This is a genomic window from Metabacillus sp. KH_069, assembly GCF_057838075.1.
Window position 1 is genome coordinate 392,517 of record NZ_CM174460.1, and the last position, 17,003, is coordinate 409,519.

A 17,003-nucleotide genomic window follows, 5' to 3' on the forward strand; every position below is an offset into this window, starting at 1 on the left:
GAATGAAGTGCTCAGATTCTCTTTATAATTATTCGTTTTTAATCAGGTTTAATGTATTGGCTCGGTTCAGGCGGCTTTTTCATAATCAAAGACATTAATATTGGGTATTTTTCATACTATATTTTTGGGGTGAAAAAATGCCAAGAGTACAATACACAGATTCAGACGTTGCCTTAATGGCCAGGATGATGAGAGCAGAAGCCGAAGGTGAAGGGAAACAAGGAATGTTATATGTTGGAAATGTCATTGTGAATCGCCTTAAAGGAAATTGTATAGACTTTAAAAACTTAAGGACCATTCCACAAGTCATTTATCAAGTGCAGGGAGGGAATTACTCTTTTGAAGCGGTTCAAAAAGGAAATGTATTTTATAATAGAGCGAGATCTGTTGAAAAAAGATTAGCAAAAAAGAATTTGGACTTTTGGAGAGAGCATCCTGCAAAATTTGCTCTATGGTATTTCAATCCTTATGCTCCATGTCCTCCAACATGGTATGATCAGCCTTTTTCTGGTCAATTTAAAAAACATTGCTTTTATGAGCCCAAAGCAGGGACATGTGATAATGTTTATAACGGATAAGTTCATGCTGGATTTCCCCAGTAAAATTACCTGTGATGCCAAAAAACAAAGTTTTAGGTGCTCGGTACGCTAGTTTAATATGCATTAAGGACCACATTAAGTGGTCTTTTTTTGTACAGAAACAACATGAAGAGGAAAGGGAAGTAGCATTCACTATAGTTGTGGTTTAAAATGTAGTGACAGGTTTCATGCTATAGGCAATGATATAGGAGGTTTATCGATGGATAATAACGATATTTTAATTCGATTAAGATATGCACTTGATCTGAAAAATACAGAAATGGTTGAGATTTTTAAGCTTGGCGGGATTGAAGTGGACAGGCAGGATTTGCCCAAGATCCTTACAAAATCAAAAGACAGCTATGATGATGAGATTGATGAGGATGAAGAGAACATCAAATGCGACAATGTGATGTTTGAGTCCTTTTTAAATGGCTTCGTTACATTTAATAGAGGCAAGCAGGAGCCAAAGCCGGGTCAGACTGAAACACCGGAACTGACTTTGGGGCGAAGTGCGAATGTGAACAATCTTCTTTTGAAAAAAGTGAAAATTGCCCTGGCGATGACAAGTGAGGACATGCTTGATGTCTTCGACAAAGCTGGTATTCATGTGACAAAAGGGGAATTAGGCGCGTTATTGCGAAAAGAAGGCCATAAGAATTACAAAGAGTGCGGAGATAAATTCGCTAGAAACTTCTTAAAAGGATTGGCTGTTAAATTCAGAGGAGCTTAAGCAAGTATGATTCATACATACTTAGGCGAAACCATCCAATTTGAAGTTACGTACAAAAAACGGACGTCCATCGGCCTCCGTATGGACCAATATGGGAATGTAGAAGTCCTGGCTCCGAAAGGAACATCCGATGAACGTGTGCTTCAGGCTCTAGAGGAAAACTGGGATCTCATACAGGCAAAAGCCAAGGAAATGCAGGAACGGATGCTCGGACCGAAGGAGAAAGTCTATGAACATGGGGAGAGGTTTCTTTACTTGGGGAGGGACTATCCGATCCAGATTGTTCATGATGAAACCATCCAGCAGGATCATGCCGTGTTTGATCGAGACGAGCTGCAGATCTATGTAAAGCAGCATGAGGATGAAAAAATCAAACAGGCGCTGAAACGATTCTATTATCACCAATGTAAAACGATCGTTGAGAAGAGCATCAAATCCTATCAGCCCAATTTCAAAACGAAGCCGCGTTCGGTTCGCATCGTGGACAGCAAAAAGAACTGGGGAACCTGCGATGCCAACCAGCAGCTGACCTTTAACTGGAAGCTTGCCATGGCACCTCAGAAGGTGATCGACTATGTCGTCGTCCACGAAATGTGCCACATGGTCCATCTGAATCACGACCGGTCTTTTTGGCGTCTGGTTGGGAAGATTATGCCCGGTTATAAGGAGCAGGAGCATTGGCTGGCTGTTTCTAGTTGGAAGATGACGGTTTAGTATAAATAGCCAGGGAGAAAAAGAATTGGAAGTTTTCTTAAAATGTTTAGATAATTTATTTGAAAAGCGATAATAAAAAAGAAAAACGATCAGCCCTGATCGTTTTTCTTTTAGTCTTTTTGTTTATTTATAGTTCATTGTTAAATCCGTCATAACAGGATAATGATCGCTTGGGAATTGTCCATTCTTTTGGTAGTTTATTATTTCAATTGTTTTTGCTAAGATGTTTCCTTTTGCAAGAATCCAATCAATACGCCTTTCAGGGCCCTGGCCAGTAGGATCATTAAAACCATTAAACGTTCCTAGATCGTCGTTCACGCGAGTTTGAGCTGTATCCCAAAGATCACTGAACTCCCCGTCTTTTGTCAGGGTCTGATGTGGAAGACTAGCAGGGCCAGCATTGAAATCACCTGTTAAGATGACAGGTAGATCCGGATTGAACTCTTTGGTTTTTTCTATGATTAATGCTGCGCTTTTTTCTCGGGCCTCTGGTGATTGGTGATCAAAATGAGTATTTACTACGTAAAATTGCTGGTTGCTCCTTTTATCAAGGAACTTTGCCCACGTAACCATGCGGGGAATTTGGTTACCCCAAGACTTAGACCCTATAACATTTGGAGTATCTGACAACCAGTAGTGGTCATATTCAAGTGGAGTATACTTATTTTCATTGTAGAAAATAGCCGAGTATTCGCCTTTGCTTCCGCCTTCACGACCTAAGCCAATCCAATTGTATTCAGGTAGTGTGTCTTTTAAATCTTGAATTTGCTGATAGACAGCTTCCTGAGTTCCAATGATATCCGGCTGTTCCTTTTGAATAAGCTTCTTGATGGTAGGAACCCGCTCCGACCAAGTATGCGGGGAAGGATCATTGCTGTTTAAATATCTTAAATTGTAAGTCATTACCCTTAAGTCTACCTCGGATGATTGCTTGGATTTTTCTGCAGCTGAAACATTTTGCATTCCTGAAAACAAACTGCTTACCATGGCGAGTACCATTGCCGCAAATAAAATAGGTTTTAATCCTTTTTTCAACTGTTTTCCCTCCTAGTATGTATACTTACCTAACAAGCATAACGTCTGTTTGTAAAAATTATGTTTTAGAGGGAATAATGTTTGTAAAGAGAATACGAGTTATGAAGACTCTTGAAAAAACAAGGGTTTGACTGTTGAATTTAGGAGATTAGTTTTATAGAGGTGAGAGATTTATTTCCCAGAAAAATTTACAGAATTTTTATTATGTTACGGCAATTTAACGGAATATAATTTTTTAATCGGCGTGATGGCTTTTTTTCATTTGCCTTCATCCATGATGGGGCGGAGAATGCGTAACAGATACCTAGCATAAAAAAGCCTGACCCTCTGAAGGTCAGGCTTGTCTTATTTAAAAATGCTTGTTTTGTTCTTAACTTAAAAAGCATGCGAATCTGAACTGAGAAACTAAAATAGCCGCAAGACTTTGAAGGGCCTTGCAGCCATTTTCTATCTATTTATTAGACTGGACGATCCTCAAAATCATAATCTACCGGACCTGGAGCAACTCTTGCATGTTCCAAAGCCGGAGTATCCGGTCTTGCAATCTGGTAAACAGATGCCCCAACGATTTCGGCGGTTTCCTGCAGTTTGTTTTTGTCAATTTTATCAATTGTGTCTGCTGGTGAGTGGTACCATTCTTCAATTGGTGAGTGGATGAACAGGGCAGCTGGAATGCCAAGTTCATGGAACGGCTGGTGGTCGCTTCGTCCAAGCTTGCCGTACGGAATGACTTCAGCTGCTGCTGTTCTGGCGCCGGCAGATGCACCGAGGTCGGTGACAAGGTTCTTTTTGCCGTCAATGGTGTACATGATTAGGCCGCCTGCAGGATTATCTCCTCCAGCATCCTTGCTGCCGATCATATCCATTTGGAAATGGGAGACAATTCGATCAGCTTCTTGATCACTTAGAGTGCTGGCATAATGATAGGAGCCGAGCAGCCCTTTTTCTTCCGCACCGAATGTAACAAAACGAAGCTCCGTATCCGTTGGCATGTTTGCCATGACGCGGGCAAGCTCAAGAACTGCGGATACACCGGATGCATCATCGTTTGCTCCAGGTCCGCCGTGGACAGAATCGTGATGTGCTCCAACCATGACAACCTGGCCGTTATCTTTGTTTTTGTGCGGTTTCAATTTGGCGATGACGTTGTAAGACGTTTTTTCAACATAGCCTGAACCAGAAACTTTAATCGTGGACGTAAGTGACTCTGTCTTTAATTGCTCAGCTAAAGCGAGTCCATCAGCCCTAGTAATCGCTACCGCAGGGATATTTTGTCCGTAGGAAGCCTGTCCGAAAGCGTTTGAACCATCGTTATTGTTGTACATGATGACCCCAATGGCCCCTTTGTTGAGAACGTTTTGTATTTTTTCCACGAAAGGGATGTCTCCGCGCTCAATGAGTGCAATTTTTCCTTTTATCTCATTCGGTACGGTGCCAGCAAGAGCTTTGCCGACGTGAATCACTTGGCCAGTTACGTCAGCACTGTAAGAACCGCTGAATACATGTGGATTCAACGATTGTCCATTTATGACAAGAGAGCCGGATACGTTTTCCGTTACTGCTTCATAAATAGGAAACGGCTGCAATTCAGTCTCGTAGCCATACTTCTCAAATTGACTTTTTATGTACTGAACGCCCGCCAATTCCCCTTCTGTACCAGCCTCACGAGGTTGCTGCGATAGCTTGGCAACAGTGTTATACATATTATCAGAGCTGATTTTCTTGATGATCTTGTTGTCAAAAGCAGAACTGGATTGCGCGTTGGGTGCTTGAACCGGACCTTGTGCCATAACTCCATGAAAACTGAATGCTACTCCGGCAGCTAACAAGCCCGCCATTGTTTTTTTATACATCTAACTCCCCCTCAATCAATAAATTGGATACGCATAAATTATCAACTATTAGAAAAATTTGTTAAACGGAAAGAAAGTGACAAAACATGACAAAGAGGTAAGATTTCAATGACTATTTTTCTGTATCATTGTAAAAGATTTGTAATTTCATGTTGGATTTAGAAGAATCTTAGGAGAAAAACAGGAGGATTCACATAAAAATCTTGTTCTTTTCTGCAGGAACATGCAGGATTATTAGGGAATAGGTAATAGTTTGACTTCAGATGCTGAAGCATGAAAGTAGAGGAGAGACACATGAACGAGATTTTCACAAAATATAACTTCAAACTAACTAAAGAAACAACCAAAGCAATAGAGTTCGAACATATTATAAGTAAAGACGTCATCTATGCATTGGCCACTAAGGGAATAGGGATTGTCCTGCATCCGAATACGGCAGAGTGCCTGCACCTGACAGGTAGAAGTGATGGATATGTACATAACACAGCGCTGCGTATGTTTCCAAGAAGGAAGAATGAGGGGAAGACGTATATCCATTATGGAAGTTCATTTAAGTTTCAGTCTGAGGAAGAGTTGGGCGATTTTTTAAGAGGGATAGATGAGTTATTTAAAAATCGATAAAAGTAATCATTGTCTGAAGTGATCCAGAAAATTTAGATATGTTCCTTGTTTAGCTCAAATCGTTTTTAAAAAAGCAGGAACCAATCAGATAACGTGGAGAAACAATAGAACTCGCATTAGAAATTGAATATGAAATCGCAAAGGTTTTATACTCGATTTTTTATTGAAATGTAAAGATTCTGCATGATTTCGTTATCGAATTAATAAGGAAAACATCATACGAATTATCAGGATGACAACAGTTATTGTCACTTCGTAATTTGGGGTAAGGTTGTCTTTTGAGGTGTTAAAGAATAAACAAAAGGGATAGGAAATTTATGTTATATAAAATAGAAGCCATATAGATCTTGTGCAGTTAACGGTCAGGTTTGTTGAACATAATTTGGGGAAATTAAGCAATAAGTGAGGGGCAAATGGATAATCACAAGTTTGATGAGTTTATTAAAATTGCAAAAAAACTAAATGATATTGAAATTATTCCATTGTTAATGGGTTCAGTTGGTTTAGAAGTCGTTACAGGAAAGAGTTGGGATGCCCAAGACTTAGATGTTCATGTACCTGGTGATAAAAGAGGGTGGGAAGTTCCGCCTGAATTATCTATACATAACTGGAATGATATTATGAACATCATGAATTCAATGGAATATAGGCTAATTGATTTGCATGAACATGAGTTCTCTAAAGAGGGGTTATCAGTTGAGTTTGGTATTTTGGACACTTTACCGAATTTCGCAGGAGTACAATTAGAGGATTTAGAAATACATCAAAATGGAGACATAAAGTATTATTTACTGAATCCTCAGCAATATTTAAGTGTTTACGAGTCTTCATCTAAGGATAGTTATCGAGCAGATAAAAATAATAATAAAGATATTAGAAAAATAGATTTCTTAAAAAGTATGATATATATTGACTAAAATACTTACTGATTTTAGTGTGCTAACGTACTGCTTTGATTAAGTAGCCCTCCAAAAAAAGCTCAGAGCAATAAAATCTGAGCTTTTTTGGATGCTATTAAATGTGTAAGTTAACCTGTGAATTCAAATGTTTTTAAGCATTTTAGGTTTTATCCACAAGGTCCATGCTTATTTTAGTAATTTCTCTTATATTATAATTCTGCACCATTCGTCTCAATCACGTTTTTATACCAATCAAACGATTCTTTCTTATACCGCTTCATAGATCCATTTCCTTCATTATCACGATCCACATAAATCATCCCATACCGTTTTTTCATTTCCCCAGTAGTGAATGACACAATGTCTATAATGCCCCATGGTGTATAGCCCATTAGATCAACGCCATCGTATGTTACGGCTTTTTCCAAAGCTTCGATATGGGATTTCAAATATTCGATTCTTTGAGTGTCATGGATGGAGCCGTCCTCTTCTACTGTGTCAATGGCACCGAAGCCATTTTCCACGATGAACAATGGAATTTGGTAGCGGTCGTAGAAACGATTTAGGGTGTATCGTAAACCGGTTGGATCGATCGCCCAGCCCCAGTCGCTGGATTTAATATAGGGGTTCTCTACTCCGTTTGGCAATCCGCCGTTGACGATATCTCCCGTGTTGTCATTGACTACACCGCTTTTGACGGTAGTGGACATGTAGTAGCTGAAGCCTAAGTAGTCCACCTTTCCGTTTCTCAGGATTTCGTCGTCGCCTTCTTCGATTGGGATGTTGAATCCCTCTCGTTCGAACTCTTTTAGAGCATAGCTAGGGTAGTAGCCGCGGACATGTACATCAGGGAAAAAGTAGCGCTGCCTCATTGTTTCTTCTGCCAGCATGACGTCTTCCGGGTTTGATGAGTAAGGGTAGATCGGTACATGGGAAACCATGGCGCCGATTTGGAATTCCGGGTTAATCTCTTTTCCAATCGATACAGCCAATGCACTGGCAAGCAGTTCATGGTGTCCCGCAATGTACATGATTTCTTTCGCGTTTTCATTTTTTTCAACCTGAACCCCTGAGTTTGTCCATAAAAACAGCGGGTTGTTAACATCCATTTTGTTGTTGATTTCGTTAAAGGTCATCCAGTATTTCACTTTGTTTTTATAACGTTTAAAGCAGACTTCCGCAAATTTTACAAAGAAATCGACCATTTTTCTGTTTCTGAATCCGCCATATTCTCTTGCTAAATGCAGCGGCATTTCAAAGTGGGATAAGGTAATGACTGGTTCGATCCCATGCTTCAGCAGTTCATCAAATACATCATCATAAAATGCTAAGCCTTCTTCGTTAGGTTCCGCTTCATCGCCTTTAGGGAAAATTCTGCTCCATCCGATTGAAGTCCTTAAGCATTTTAATCCCATTTCGCTGAATAGAGCGATATCGCTTTTATAGTTATGGTAGAAGTCAATGGCTTCGTGGTTTGGGTAGAATTCATTCTCTTCGATCGTTTCGGTGATTTTTCTCGGTACGCCATGTGCTCCTGCTGTCATGACATCGACAACACTTGGTCCTTTTCCGCCTTGATTCCATCCGCCTTCAAATTGATGTGCAGCTAAAGCGCCGCCCCATAAAAAATCTTTTGGCATTTTCTTCATAATTCATTCCTCCTATTTCACGACTGTTAATAATTTTTGATGTAAAGAAGTTTCTTCAAGATCTTCAATGATAATTTTTTCATAAGCGGCTGAATTCGTTATGATGACTGGTGTAACAGTCTTTAACCCTTTATTCAGAATGCTTTCTTTATCAAATTCGACGAGCAAATCGCCTTTTTTCAATCGGTCTCCGTCTTTTACTTTCATTGCAAAAGGTTTTCCGTCTAAAGTAACCGTATCCAGCCCGATATGCACGAGCATTTCAATCCCGGATTCTGAACGAAGGCCAATGGCATGCTTTGTAGGGGCCACCATGACTACTTTGCCGTCAAAAGGACTGTATAATTTGTTGTCTGCTGGATGAATGGCTAATCCTTTTCCCATCGCACCGGAGCTGAAGACTTCATCTGGCACCGCTGAAAGGGGGATGACCTTTCCGCTTAATGGAGCATCCACTGTTTCTTCATTGTTTTGAGGTGAGTGTATATCAACTTTGCTTTGATCTGCTTTTTCACTATTTGCTTCTTTAGCTGTATCCTCTCCATATCCGAAGAGCTGAATGAGAATGACCGGAAGGATGATGGCAATTGCCGAACCGATAAGAATCCCCCAAATGGACGTAGGGAATTCGGCATTGATTCCATTAACAATCGTCAGCGGTCCCGGCAGCCCGGCGTATACAAAGTAGTAAGGACTGAAGAAGCTCGCTGCAACAGCTCCGGCTGCCCCGGAAATGCATCCGAAAATGAACGGTTTTTTAAATCTTAAAGTCACCCCGTAAATGGCCGGCTCGGTGATCCCGAAGATTCCGGTGATCCCTGCTGAAATCCCGACTTTTCGTGTTTCCTGATTTCTAGCTTTCAAAATGACTCCAAGGACAGCTCCGACCTGCGCAATCACGGCAATGGTCTGGTAAGCCTGGAAGGAATCGCGGCCATACTGTTCAAAATTCGCCAGCACCATTGGTGTGACTCCCCAATGGACACCGAAAATAACGACGATCTGCCATAAGCCGCCGATAATGGCTCCGGCTAAAGCAGGTGCGTTTTCCGCCAGGAAGTTATATCCGTTCGCAATCCCATTTGCTCCCATTGTTGTAACAGGGCCAATTAATAGAATGGTTAATGGGACCATGAGGATCATGCAAAAAAATGGAACAAATAAAGGCCGAATCACTTCATGGATGTTTTTATTTAAAAATCTTTCCAGGTAAGACAAGATCCACACTAAGAATAGCGGAGGCAGGACGGAAGATGTATACACCGTTTCTGATAAGGCAAGCCCCAGGAACGTAATGCTGTCTCCTTCTGCAATTTTTGCCGCCATATCTGCCCAAGTTGGACTAACCAATGCCGCACTGCATGCTACGGCTATAAAGGTGTTTGTTTTAAAATGCTTGGATGCGGTTATGGCGATGAAAATAGGCAAAAACGTAAATGGTGCCCATGATATAAAACTTAATACCTGATAAGTACCAGTTTCTGCAAAGCCAGTAAAAAATAAATTGATGATGATTAGCGAACCCTGCAAAATACCGGCTGCTGCCAATATGTAAACAAAAGGAGCAAAAACGGCTGACATCGTTGCAATGATCCGGTTTAAGATCGTTCCTTTGTTTTCGCTTTTTTCATCCATTGCTTCAACGTTTACTAGACTAGAAAACTCTTCATAGACTTCTCCTACATGCTGTCCGATTACGACTTGGAATTGTCCGCTGTTTTCTACTACCGTAATGACGCCGGGCATGGATCCTACAATTTCTTTCGCTTTCGGATTTGACCGCTTAAGGACTAACCGGAGCCTTGTTGCGCATCGCGTAACCCCAACCACATTTTCTTCTCCGCCGACCGCTTCTAAGATGTCTTTCGCGAGCTTTGGATAGTTTCTCACTTTACCCGACAATTTAACTCCCCCTTGAATGAAAATTGTAGTATACGCTTACAGTATAATTGTACCGGTACAATTTATCAATACATAAACAATTTATTTTATTGGGTATAATAATATTAAATGTGCGCTTTAGAAGGGTATGCTATAATTTTGGTATTGGAAATGATCAATAAATGAGGAATGTATATGTTAAAGTACCAGCAAATCGCAGCAGAAATAGAAAAGTATATTGAAGAGCATGAGCTTCAGCAGGGAGATAAACTGCCTGTACTAGAGGCATTAATGACTCAATTTGAAGTGAGCAAGAGTACGATCACGAAATCTTTGGATCTTTTAGAGAAAAAAGGGGTCATTTATCAAGTCAGAGGCAGCGGAATTTTTGTTAGAAGACATAAGAGAAAAGGATATATTAGTCTGCTTTCGAATCAAGGATTCAAAAAAGATCTTGAGAATTTTACCCTCACTTCAAAAGTAATTGAATTAGACGTGAGGAAACCAACAGAAGAAGTGGCTTATAATTTAAATATTGAACTTGATGACGATGTTTATTATACAAAAAGGGTCCGGTATGTGAACGGACAAACGTTATGCTTGGAAGAATCGTATTTTAACAAATCGATCGTTACGTATTTGAACAGAGAGATCGTCTCTGAATCCATATTCAGCTATATCATGGAAGGATTGGGATTAAAGGTCGGCTTCTCAGATGTCTATCTTAATGCAGGAATCCTTAATGAGGATGAGGCGAAGTATTTAGGATTGCCGAACGGATCACCAAAATTTTACTGTGAGAGTATTTTTCACTTAACTAACGGCCAGCCATTCGACTTTTCCAAAATCACGTACAACTACGAAAATTCCCAGTTCTTTATTCAGGCGAATAGTCATTTTATATAGGCTGTTTTCGCATAGATTGTTGTTTTTTATTATAAATGTTGTTCGTTCCTTTCCGCTCCAGGAACTTGCTTTCCGCGGGGAGCATGGGAGCCTCCTCGGCTTTGCCTGTGGGGTCTCCCATTTTGCTCTATTTCCCGCAGGAGTCAAGTTCCTTCCGCTGCAATACACTTAAGGTTTTTAACATTTTGTTCAATAGCAACAATATTTACGAATAGAGCCTTTATATATATAAGTAGAAATAAGAAACGGGGCATATACGATGCGCCGTTTCTTATTTCTTAACTCCCTAAAATATGTGAAAAAATCCATGATTCAAACTTACGGCCCTGCTAAATAAGCGGTTGGCCAATTTAAGTGATATCTCATCATCAAATCAGCCACAACAGGATAATGATCACTTGGAAACTGTCCATTCTTTTGATAATCAATAATTTCAATGGTTTTTGCCAAGATGTTTCCTTTTCCAAGAATCCAGTCGATGCGTCTTTTCGGTCCCTGACCGGCAGTATCCTTAAATGCATTAAATGTTCCAAGATTTTCGTTCACGCGAGTTTGGGCTGCATCCCAAAGATCAATAAACGCCCCGTCTTGTGTCAGAATCTGATGAGGAAGACTAGTGGGACCAGCATTGAAATCTCCTGTTAGGATGACAGGTAAAGTCGGATCGAATTCTTTTATTTTTTCTAATATCAAAGCTGCGCTTTTTTTCCTGGCATTTGGTGACTGGTGATCAAAATGGGCATTTACTGCGTAGAATTTCTGATTGCTCCTTTTATCGAGGAACTTTGCCCACGTGACCATGCGGGAAATCTGGTTCCCCCAAGTCTTTGAGCCAATCACATTTGGCGTATCGGATAACCAGTAGTGATCATATTCAAGCGGAGTAAAACGGTCTTTTCTATAGAAAATCGCAGAGTATTCGCCCTTGCTTCCGCCTTCGCGGCCTAAACCTACATAATTGTATTCCGGGAGTTCGGGCGTAAGATCTTGAATTTGCTGATAGAGAGCCTCCTGGGTCCCGATGATATCCGGATTTTCCATTTCAATCAGCTTCGTGATAGCGGGGACTCTTTCCGCCCATGTATGAGGAGATTGGTCGATGTTGTTTAAATATCTTAAGTTATAAGTCATGATCCTCAAATCAATCTCTCGCGACTGTTTCTCTGCTGAAACACTTTGCGCCGCAGTAACCAAACTGTTTGTCATGAACAGAACTATTGCTGCGAATAAAATGCGTTGGAGTCCTTTTCTCAACCGTTTTACCTCCCAGGTTATTATTCCTTATTTACAAAGCATAACGCCTGATTGTATAAATTATGTATTAGAGTAAATAAACTTAATATGACTTAATCTTAAATACTATATATCAAAAAGCCTGCTTTCAAAAGAAAGCAGGCTTTCATTCTTAACTTTCAACAGCTTTACTAAAAACAAAAAACGCTACCATTGCCCCCAAACTCCCCAATCCAAGCAGGACCAGAAGAGGGAACAGGCTTGTGCTTATGTAAAACAGAATTCCAACTCCCGCCGCAATACCAACTGTATGTATAGGCTTTCCAAGCGAGAGCAGCATGGAGTTCTTAAGCGATTGGAACAACTTCAGATGAAAGTGCACCGTGTTCGAAAAGAAGTGCAGAGTAAAGACAAACATGAACATACCTGCTGCAAGGAAAAGATAGTAGAGCGGCGAGTTGGCGTTGGCAAAGTAAAAGTAGTCGATGACTAGGATAATCCAAAGTGGAACAATAAGCAGGCCCCCGGTCATGCTGCGGACGTAGTTTTCTTTGTAGAAACGCCAATAGGAACGGATCAGCGGAACTTGGCTGTCCGTGGTCACCCATTTGCGCACGATGCCGAAGAGTGCAGTTGTGGCAGGGAACAGTATGAACGGAGCGAAGAACGCAATGGTCAGACCGTTGACTATTAAGCCGGCTGGTTCTTTAATTGCAAATAGATTGAAAGTTAAGTAGACGATAGGCAGGTTGAAGAAAACCCAGATAATGTTTGCTGTAAAGATTCTGGTGATCCATTCGGTTATGGTGTAGAGCTGCTGCGGCAATCCTCCGAGTTTCATTGATATCCCCCTGTTGCTTGATAACGTTTTTCTCTTATCATATCATAATTTATTTTTTCGTTTGTGCTAAGGGTCAGTTTCCAATTACGAGCTTAGAACCAATCATGTCAATAATTCCTGGCTTTTCAGTTAAAAGTTAACCATTCTTTCAAAATGATATAAATCCCCTAATCCAAAAGACTATACATTTTAAATACCTTTACATAACTTGAAGTTATAACAGGATTCTTGTGAGTTTTAAGCTGTCTTGAAAATTATAAGGAACCTACTTTGAGAGGTATGATGTAATGGAAGAACCGAAAAGGTTAAGTGAAAGGGACAGTAAGTCGCATTCCAAAAAGAATACATGTGAAATCGGATTTTCACAAAAGAAACGGCGTGATGAAGTACTGAAGTTGCGTATGAAGCAAGCAAAGTATTTTGATAGACATTACCGTGCTCATCGATGTAACGGAGATGAGGAGCTTTATCCTAATAAAATTGGAAATTTTTCTAAATCATTGCCCCATAATCTGCTTGGGGAAGTTGACAAAAAAGCATATAAAACCTTGAAAAAGGCACTGACATCAGGAAAACCCGAAGATTTTGATTCGATCCTTATGGGGAATGTTGTAAAGCTTGCTAATCCTCAGGCTGCTTATTCATTTGATCTGGTGGGTCCTGATAGTCATCAGTTAAGCTTAGCTGTTCCTCCCCGATTCAGCAGTGCGTGGCAAGGAGGTGAAATGGTTGAGCTTTACTGGAGAGCACTCACCAGAGATGTCCCTTTTTCAGATTATGATCAGAATCCACTGATATTGGAAGCGGCTGCTGAGCTTTCAAAGCTGTCTGATTTTAGGGGGCCAAAAGAGAATGGAGCGGTTACGAGTGGAACCTTGTTCAGGGGGAATACACTTGGAGAGCAGACAGGGCCATTGATTTCTCAATTCCTTTGGAAGGATATTCGGCAAGGGGTTAAAACTGTAACACAGCAATACTATACTCCAGTGCCAGGTGACGACTACCTGACATCGTATAACGAATGGGCAGCTATTCAGAATGGCCATCTCCCATCTTCACCTAATCAACTTGATTCTGTCCCAAGGTATATCCGGAATGGCAGAGACCTTGGAGAATGGGTGCATCAAGACTATTCTTTCCAGGCTTTTCTTAACGCTTGCTTACTATTGATCACTTATGGACAAGGAGCTCTTGATCAAGACAATCCTTATTTCCATTCAAAAACTCAGGGGGGCTTTATAACCTTTGGGTCCGTGCATATGCTGGATTTCATCACAAAAGCGGCTAGAAATGCGTTAGAAGCTGCATGGTTTCATAAATGGTTAGTCCATCGCAAACTTCGGCCAGAGGAGTTTGGAGGCTTTGTTCATAATCATCTAACTGGTGCGTCGTGCTATCCTATTGATCAAGAATTGCTGGATTCTAATGCTATAAAACATATAAAAAGCAACTTTGGTACGTACTTGCTGCCAATAGCCTACCCGGAAGGCTGTCCGACCCATCCTTCATACCCTGCCGGACATGCAAGTATTGCCGGAGCTTGCGTTACAATCCTCAAAGCTTTCTTTAATGAATCCTTCGCCATTCCAAATCCAGTGGCGGCTAATTCTGATGGTACAGCCCTCATCCCTTATGCCGGTCCAACATTAACAATAGGAGGAGAATTAAATAAACTTGCCTCTAATATCGCACATGGACGCGATACAGCGGGCGTACACTTTCGATCTGACGGAGTCGAAGGTCTGAAATTAGGTGAATCAGTGGCCATTGGCATTCTACAAAGCTATAGGAAAACCTATAATGAAACGTTTAAAGGCTTTACCTTTACAAGATTTGATGGGACGAAAATAACTATTTAAGAGCCGAATTTTGTTTTGGCTCTTTTTTAAATTCAGCACATAACAGAGTACGATGCATTGTATAGTGAAAGAAAGGGATAAAGCCCTCCCGCAAAGAATACATACCTATATAAACAAATCTGAGGCAGCAGCAAAACTGTCTCATTTTGGAGTGTGAAAAAATGAGTGATCAGGAACGGATTATAACCGTGAATGGCCTGGTGAAAAAGTACGGCGATTTTACTGCGGTCAATGGTATTGCGTTTGACGTGTATAAAGGCGAAGTGTTTGGAGTGCTTGGCCCAAATGGTGCAGGGAAGACGACGACTTTGGAGATGATGGTCGGACTGAGGAAGCCGGATGGCGGTTCGGCTGATATTGGCGGGTTTGATGTGGTGAGGGATTTGAAGAAGGTGAAGGAAGTGATTGGTGTCCAGCTGCAGTCGACGACGCTATTTGAGCTTTTAACGGTGGAAGAGATTCTTCATTTGTATGCGAGTTTTTATAAAAAACAGATTCCGATTCATCCGCTGATTGAGGATATGCTGCTTGCGGATAAAACGAAGAGCCGGATTAAAAGCCTGTCAGGCGGTCAGAAGCAGAGGCTTGCGATTGCGCTCGCTCTTGTCCATGACCCGTTGATTATTTTCCTGGATGAGCCGACGACGGGACTTGATCCGCAGGCTAGAAGAACACTGTGGGATATTATTTTTAATCTGAAGGAAAAGGGAGTTACGGTTGTTTTGACAACGCATTACATGGATGAAGCCCATGTGCTTTGCGACCGGATCGCCATTATGGATCAGGGGAATCTGATTGCACTCGATACACCGGCCGAGCTTGTCCGCAGCCTTCACTCTGAAAATGCGGTGGAATTTCGTTTTGAGGAAGAAGCAGCAGAGATGGATCTCACTCAAATTGAGGGCGTCAAGCAGGTTGGGAGGCAGAAGGATGCAACCATTCTCTATACGGATAATCTTCAGGCGACCTTAACGAGCCTCATTCAAGCGGCTGCAGACAAAGGTTTGAAATTGGCAGACTTACAGATTCGGACGGCAACGCTTGAGGACGTCTTTATTCATATGACGGGAAGGAGGCTGAGGGAAGCATGAGGGCATATTGGCAGTTAACGTTAACCCAGCTGCGTATTTTTCTCCGCAACCGCCAGGTCTTATTCTGGACGCTTTTGTTTCCGATTTTTCTTATGGTTATGCTCGGATCGTTTCTGGGGGGCGGGAATAGCATGTCGGTGACGGTTGGAGTTGTCGATCACGATCAATCCAGTGAATCGAAGGCATTTGTAACCTCATTAAAGAAAAATAAAGCGATGGAGCTCGAAATGGAGTCGAAGGAGGATAAAGCCTTCAGCGAGGTGAAAAAGGGAAATCTGCAAATCTTGATTGTGATTCCAAAAGGTTATGGTGAAGAGCTTGATCAAGAGTCTCCTTTCAAACTCCCAGTCTATTATGACGAAACAAATACCGCTGTCTCGCAGCTTGGACTGCAGCTTGTAAATGGAGCGGTTGATCAGATCAGCAAAGAAAAAGCAGATTACAAGCCTGTCGTCGTCACCGAGGCGAAAGGAATTGAGACGCTGAATCTGCAGTATATCGACTTTCTTGTACCGGGAATTGTGGCGATGATGATTATGAGCAACAACATGAACGGGGTGGCCGGGCAGATCGCAGCGTGGAGAGAACGGGGGATTTTAAGAAGAATGCAAGGAACGACACTTAAGGCATCGACCTTCATTGCAGCTCAGATCACGGCGCGCCTTATGCTGAATGGTTTGCAGGCACTGCTTGTACTTGTAATAGCGCAGCTCATTTTCGGAGTGGCTGTGCGCGGATCTTGGCTGACACTGATCGCTTTTGTTATTTTGGGTACGCTTGCCTTTATGGCGATCGGATTCATCATTGCCGGAATTGCAAAAACACCGGAAAGCGCAGCACCGATCGCAGGATTCCTTTCGTTCCCAATGCTTTTCTTAGGAGGTGTCTTTTTCCCGATTAAAAATATGCCCGATTTTCTGCAGCCGATTGTCTATGTCCTTCCAATTTCCCATTTGAGCCATGCATTAAGGGAAGTTATGAACGTGGGAGCATCCTTTTTGGCACTTGGAACTGAAACGTTGATTTTGGGATGCTGGGTTGTGGGAGCATTTATCGTAGCGAGCTTTACGTTTAAGTGGGAATAAGAACCAGAACAAAAGATAAAGGAGC

General features: G+C 41.5%; 15 protein-coding genes. 9 read left to right on the forward strand and 6 right to left on the reverse strand.

All coding sequences use genetic code 11. The features are described from left to right. Positions 1 to 137: 137 nt before the first annotated feature. From AC3ISE_RS02080 to AC3ISE_RS02090, 3 genes are all read left to right on the forward strand, one after another. A complete protein-coding gene (locus tag AC3ISE_RS02080) occupies positions 138 to 578 on the forward strand; it encodes a cell wall hydrolase (protein WP_489222851.1) in 441 nt (146 codons plus the stop codon). Between the two features lie 220 nt (positions 579 to 798). After that, on the forward strand, positions 799 to 1,311 hold the full coding sequence (locus AC3ISE_RS02085; RefSeq protein ID WP_489222852.1) for a YehS family protein: 513 nt from the start codon (positions 799 to 801) through the stop codon (positions 1,309 to 1,311). Between the two features lie 6 nt (positions 1,312 to 1,317). Next, entirely contained in the window at positions 1,318 to 2,025 is a 708-nt protein-coding gene (locus AC3ISE_RS02090) for a M48 family metallopeptidase (protein ID WP_489222853.1), read from the forward strand. A 123-nt stretch (positions 2,026 to 2,148) separates the two neighbouring features. Here AC3ISE_RS02090 and AC3ISE_RS02095 read toward each other — a convergent pair whose 3' ends face one another. Both AC3ISE_RS02095 and AC3ISE_RS02100 read right to left on the reverse strand, forming a co-directional pair. Then, the gene (locus AC3ISE_RS02095; RefSeq protein WP_489222854.1) at positions 2,149 to 3,060 is read right to left on the reverse strand and encodes an endonuclease/exonuclease/phosphatase family protein; all 912 of its coding nucleotides are present in this window, start codon (positions 3,058 to 3,060) and stop codon (positions 2,149 to 2,151) included. A 458-nt stretch (positions 3,061 to 3,518) separates the two neighbouring features. Next, positions 3,519 to 4,913 carry a M28 family peptidase gene (locus tag AC3ISE_RS02100; protein WP_489222855.1) on the reverse strand — a complete coding sequence of 465 codons (1,395 nt, stop codon included), beginning with the start codon at positions 4,911 to 4,913 and terminating at the stop codon, positions 3,519 to 3,521. 294 nt (positions 4,914 to 5,207) lie between these two features. Between AC3ISE_RS02100 and AC3ISE_RS02105 the strand changes: the two genes are divergently transcribed. Next, positions 5,208 to 5,534 (forward strand): hypothetical protein, encoded by a 327-nt coding sequence (locus AC3ISE_RS02105; protein WP_489222856.1) that lies wholly within the window; start codon positions 5,208 to 5,210, stop codon positions 5,532 to 5,534. A 413-nt stretch (positions 5,535 to 5,947) separates the two neighbouring features. Then, a complete protein-coding gene (locus AC3ISE_RS02110) occupies positions 5,948 to 6,451 on the forward strand; it encodes a phosphoribosylanthranilate isomerase (RefSeq protein WP_489222857.1) in 504 nt (167 codons plus the stop codon). A 191-nt stretch (positions 6,452 to 6,642) separates the two neighbouring features. Here the strand turns inward: AC3ISE_RS02110 and bglA are convergent, their stop codons facing one another. Together bglA and AC3ISE_RS02120 are read right to left on the reverse strand one after the other, a co-directional pair. Then, positions 6,643 to 8,082, reverse strand: coding sequence for a 6-phospho-beta-glucosidase BglA (gene bglA, locus AC3ISE_RS02115; RefSeq protein ID WP_489222858.1), 1,440 nt, complete (start codon positions 8,080 to 8,082; stop codon positions 6,643 to 6,645). A 12-nt stretch (positions 8,083 to 8,094) separates the two neighbouring features. After that, on the reverse strand, positions 8,095 to 9,984 hold the full coding sequence (locus AC3ISE_RS02120; RefSeq protein WP_489222859.1) for a beta-glucoside-specific PTS transporter subunit IIABC: 1,890 nt from the start codon (positions 9,982 to 9,984) through the stop codon (positions 8,095 to 8,097). Between the two features lie 174 nt (positions 9,985 to 10,158). Between AC3ISE_RS02120 and AC3ISE_RS02125 the strand changes: the two genes are divergently transcribed. After that, entirely contained in the window at positions 10,159 to 10,869 is a 711-nt protein-coding gene (locus tag AC3ISE_RS02125; protein WP_489222860.1) for a GntR family transcriptional regulator, read from the forward strand. A gap of 318 nt (positions 10,870 to 11,187) precedes the next feature. On the opposite strand, the gene AC3ISE_RS02130 is transcribed toward AC3ISE_RS02125, so the two are convergent. Beyond that, positions 11,188 to 12,123, reverse strand: a complete 936-nt coding sequence (locus AC3ISE_RS02130; RefSeq protein WP_489222861.1) for an endonuclease/exonuclease/phosphatase family protein — start codon at positions 12,121 to 12,123, stop codon at positions 11,188 to 11,190. 151 nt (positions 12,124 to 12,274) lie between these two features. Further along, the gene (locus tag AC3ISE_RS02135) at positions 12,275 to 12,943 is read right to left on the reverse strand and encodes a YesL family protein (protein WP_489222862.1); all 669 of its coding nucleotides are present in this window, start codon (positions 12,941 to 12,943) and stop codon (positions 12,275 to 12,277) included. A gap of 287 nt (positions 12,944 to 13,230) precedes the next feature. Here AC3ISE_RS02135 and AC3ISE_RS02140 point away from each other — a divergent pair, with 287 nt between their 5' ends. The 3 genes from AC3ISE_RS02140 to AC3ISE_RS02150 all read left to right on the forward strand — a co-directional run bounded on the left by AC3ISE_RS02140 (position 13,231) and on the right by AC3ISE_RS02150 (position 16,978). Further along, positions 13,231 to 14,802: a vanadium-dependent haloperoxidase gene (locus AC3ISE_RS02140; protein ID WP_489222863.1), complete on the forward strand. Its 1,572-nt coding sequence runs from the start codon at positions 13,231 to 13,233 to the stop codon at positions 14,800 to 14,802. Positions 14,803 to 14,963: 161 nt separating this feature from the next. Further along, on the forward strand, positions 14,964 to 15,893 hold the full coding sequence (locus AC3ISE_RS02145; protein WP_489222864.1) for an ABC transporter ATP-binding protein: 930 nt from the start codon (positions 14,964 to 14,966) through the stop codon (positions 15,891 to 15,893). Continuing rightward, the gene (locus AC3ISE_RS02150; protein ID WP_489222865.1) at positions 15,890 to 16,978 is read left to right on the forward strand and encodes an ABC transporter permease; all 1,089 of its coding nucleotides are present in this window, start codon (positions 15,890 to 15,892) and stop codon (positions 16,976 to 16,978) included. Before AC3ISE_RS02145 ends, AC3ISE_RS02150 begins: the two co-directional genes overlap by 4 nt. The last annotated feature ends 25 nt before the right edge of the window (positions 16,979 to 17,003 follow it).